Origin of the sequence: Nocardia barduliensis (genome assembly GCF_013315795.1) — a bacterium.
GTDB classification, from domain to species: Bacteria; Actinomycetota; Actinomycetes; order Mycobacteriales; family Mycobacteriaceae; genus Nocardia; species Nocardia barduliensis.
Genome location: NZ_JABLTE010000235.1, coordinates 1 through 2,885, shown reverse-complemented (window position 1 = coordinate 2,885; position 2,885 = coordinate 1). Strand labels below are relative to the sequence as shown.

At 67.8% G+C, this 2,885-nt stretch carries 4 protein-coding genes; all 4 read right to left on the bottom strand.

The genetic code is table 11. The features are described 5' to 3' along the window. Positions 1 to 909, bottom strand: a 909-nt coding sequence (locus tag HOV91_RS38825) for a serine/threonine-protein kinase (RefSeq protein WP_174190147.1), incomplete at its 3' end; no start/stop codon positions are given. Further along, on the bottom strand, positions 906 to 1,574 hold the full coding sequence (locus tag HOV91_RS38820; protein WP_174190146.1) for a hypothetical protein: 669 nt from the start codon (positions 1,572 to 1,574) through the stop codon (positions 906 to 908). The genes HOV91_RS38825 and HOV91_RS38820, both read right to left, overlap by 4 nt. Then, positions 1,571 to 2,215, bottom strand: coding sequence for a hypothetical protein (locus tag HOV91_RS38815; RefSeq protein WP_174190145.1), 645 nt, complete (start codon positions 2,213 to 2,215; stop codon positions 1,571 to 1,573). The genes HOV91_RS38820 and HOV91_RS38815 overlap by 4 nt, the downstream gene beginning before the upstream one ends. Further along, on the bottom strand, positions 2,212 to 2,885 hold a 674-nt coding region (locus HOV91_RS38810), incomplete at its 5' end, for a hypothetical protein (RefSeq protein ID WP_174190144.1). The genes HOV91_RS38815 and HOV91_RS38810, both read right to left, overlap by 4 nt.

Below are 2,885 nucleotides of genomic sequence, written 5' to 3'. Positions count from 1 at the left end.
CAGCAGCACCGTCCGGCGCCCCGGCCCGGCCCGCTCGGAGACCGCGCGAGTGGTCACCGCGGCCGGGAGCCAGCCGTCCACGTGCACGGGGTCGCCCGGTGTCCTTCCCAAGGCGGCCAGTACCTGCTCGGTGCTCGGACGCGACGCCGGGTCCTTGGCCAGGCACGCGGTGATCACTTGCCGCAGTGTGCCCTCGCCGATCCCGGCCAACCGCGGGGGCTCGTGCAGCACCCGGTACATCGTCTGGGCCATGTTGCTCGTCCCGAACGGACTGTCGCCGGTGAGCGCGAAGACGAGCACCCCGCCGAGGGAGAAGACATCGCTCACCGGCGTCACCTCCTCGCCCGAGATGTGTTCCGGCGACATGTACCCCGGCGAGCCGATCAAGGCCCCGGTACCGGTCAGCGAGCGGGTGTGCGCCAGCGCGCGGGCGATGCCGAAATCGATGACCCGCGGTCCCGCATCGGACACCAGCACATTGGCCGGGGTGAGATCCCGGTGCACCACTCCGGCCGCATGGATGGCGCCGAGCGCCTCGGCGATGCCCGCGGCGAGCACCGTCACCGCGGCCTCGGGCAGCGGACCGTGCTGGGACACCACGCTTTTGAGGGTGGGCGCCGGGATGTACTCCGTCGCCATCCACGGTCGGGCTGCGCCGGGATCGGCATCCACCACCGCCGCTGTGCAGAAGCCGCCGACCGCCCGGGCGGCGGTCACCTCTTGACCGAACCGGGCGATGAACTCCGGGTCGGCCGCCAGATGCGGATGCACCGCCTTGATCGCCACGCGGCGGCCGCCGGGCGAGCGCCCGAGGAAGACGTCTCCCATGCCCCCGGTACCGAGGCGAGCCAGGATCCGGTAGGGGCCGATGACCCGCGGATCCCCCGGGTCGAGTGCGGTGCCGGTCACCGGCGTAGCCGGGTCAGGACGGCGCGGACCTGATCCTGGACCGGTCGGGCGATCTTGTCGATGGTGAGTCCCTTGCCGAATCCCGAGACGGACGCGCTCATGACCACGGTGATGTCGGCGTCCAAGACGCCTATCTGGTAGTCGATGCTCACATCATCGGCGTAGTAGGTATTGCGTCGCTCCCCGGCTATGAAGAAGTTCTCGGTGCCGAGGCCGGGCAGCGACCCGGACTGCTGGTGCACATTCTGGTTGAGATTCTGGTGCACTTTCCGGAAGGAATCGAAGCGATCGCGTGGATCCCGTGGCATCTGATCGACCCGCAACGTGAGGGATCCGAACTCGGCCAACCGGATATAGCAGTCCAATGACGGCTCGTCGCCGCGCGTCTCGGTGTTGCGGGGCGGGTTGGCCTGGTCCAGCGGCTGGTAGGCCGTGAACGGCGCTGTATCGATCAATTCGCAGGCGTTGCCGATATGGTCGAGGTGGTACGGCGACTTTTCGGGGCCTGGTTGGGCGCTGGTGGCCGGTGGCGGCGCCGTGGCAACGGGTTTCGCTGCGGGCTCGTCCGGATCGTGGGTCAGCAGTACCGTGGCGGTCACACACACCAGCACGGTGAGGACGGCGCAGATGCCGGTGACAACCCATTCGATGGTGCGGTTCTTCATGCGCGCAGTCGCTCCAGGATGTGTCGCATCTGGTTGGTCGCCGATTGCAGGATCTCGTCGCCGGAGAGCGGCGCGTTCGTTCGTGAGGCCCGCAGGGACAGCCGGGCATGCAGGTTCCCGTCGAGCACGGCGAGTTCGACGTCCGCGCTCGCCTGCCTGCTGCCCAGGGCCACCCCGCCACTCTCCACCAGGATGTAGTACGTGTCGGCGCCGAATTCCGGCACCGTTCCCGACCGCCGTCCCGAGCCCGTGGTCGCCGTCTGCTCTCTCCCGACGTCGTACAAGCCGCGCACGTTGTCGCCGAGATAGGCGCTGAAGGAGACCGACGACTGTTCGAACATCGCCTGGCAATCCAGGCTGCCGATGTTTCCGGTCCTGGTCTCCCGGTGGGTGGGTTCCTGGCGGCTCTTTCCGCCGAGTTGCTGCGCCCAGGCCAGATCCACCAGATCACAGGCGTTGCCGACCTCCGTGATGGTGTATTTGCCCGGCGGGGTCGGTGGCCTGCCCGACTCCGCTGTCTGCGGATCATCGGTATAGGCCATGGTCGATTCCGCGGGTCGGCTCAGCAGGACGGCTGCGGTGATCACGACGACGAGCAGCGAAATCATCGACAAAACGGCCGAAATCCAAGCAGGTTTCATCGCAGTCGCTCCCATGCGGTGCGCGCCTGGTGCTCACAGAGAGCGGCCAGTGCGTTACGGTCGAGCCCCGGATCGTCGCTCAGGGAGACATCGACACGGAAGGTGAGATTGCCGTCGATGAACGCGAATTCGCAGCCCAGGAACACGGATTTCGTCAACCGGGTACTGAAATACGCGTCCTCGCCGATGCCTTTCTTCGTGCCGGATGCGACGCCCTCGCCGGTGGTCCCGGTCGTCACGGCCTTCCCCGATCGGTAGTAACCGGCGACGAAGTCCGTACCGGGCTGCGCGATGTACACACCCACCGTCAGCAGGCCGTCGGCCAAACTGGCATGGCAGCTCAGCGAGCGGAAAGTCGGGTAATCGTCGGTGGAATTCTCCGGTGGCTTCTGCGCCTTACCACCCGCACGCTCCAGCGCGGGCATGTCGACCAGATCGCATGCGTTGCCGATGCTCTGCGGGTCGTAAGTGGGCGGGCCGGAATCCTCCCGGTTCGCCAGCGCGACCGCGGTACCCGCGCTGACGACGAGGATCAGCGCCCAGCACGCCGCGGCGATGATCCATGGCAGGCGAGCGGCACGGTCCTGCGCGGAGGACGATGTGGGGCCGGGGAACCGCTGCGATGCGGAGACATTCGGCGGCCCTATCGGTGGCGGGGCCTGCGGGGTGG

Excerpts from the sequence above, each read along its gene's own strand:
- HOV91_RS38815 (WP_174190145.1), bottom strand. The coding sequence starts at position 2,215 with ATGAAACCTGCTTGGATTTCGGCCGTTTTGTCGATGATTTCGCTGCTC.
- HOV91_RS38820 (WP_174190146.1), bottom strand. The coding sequence starts at position 1,574 with ATGAAGAACCGCACCATCGAATGGGTTGTCACCGGCATCTGCGCCGTC.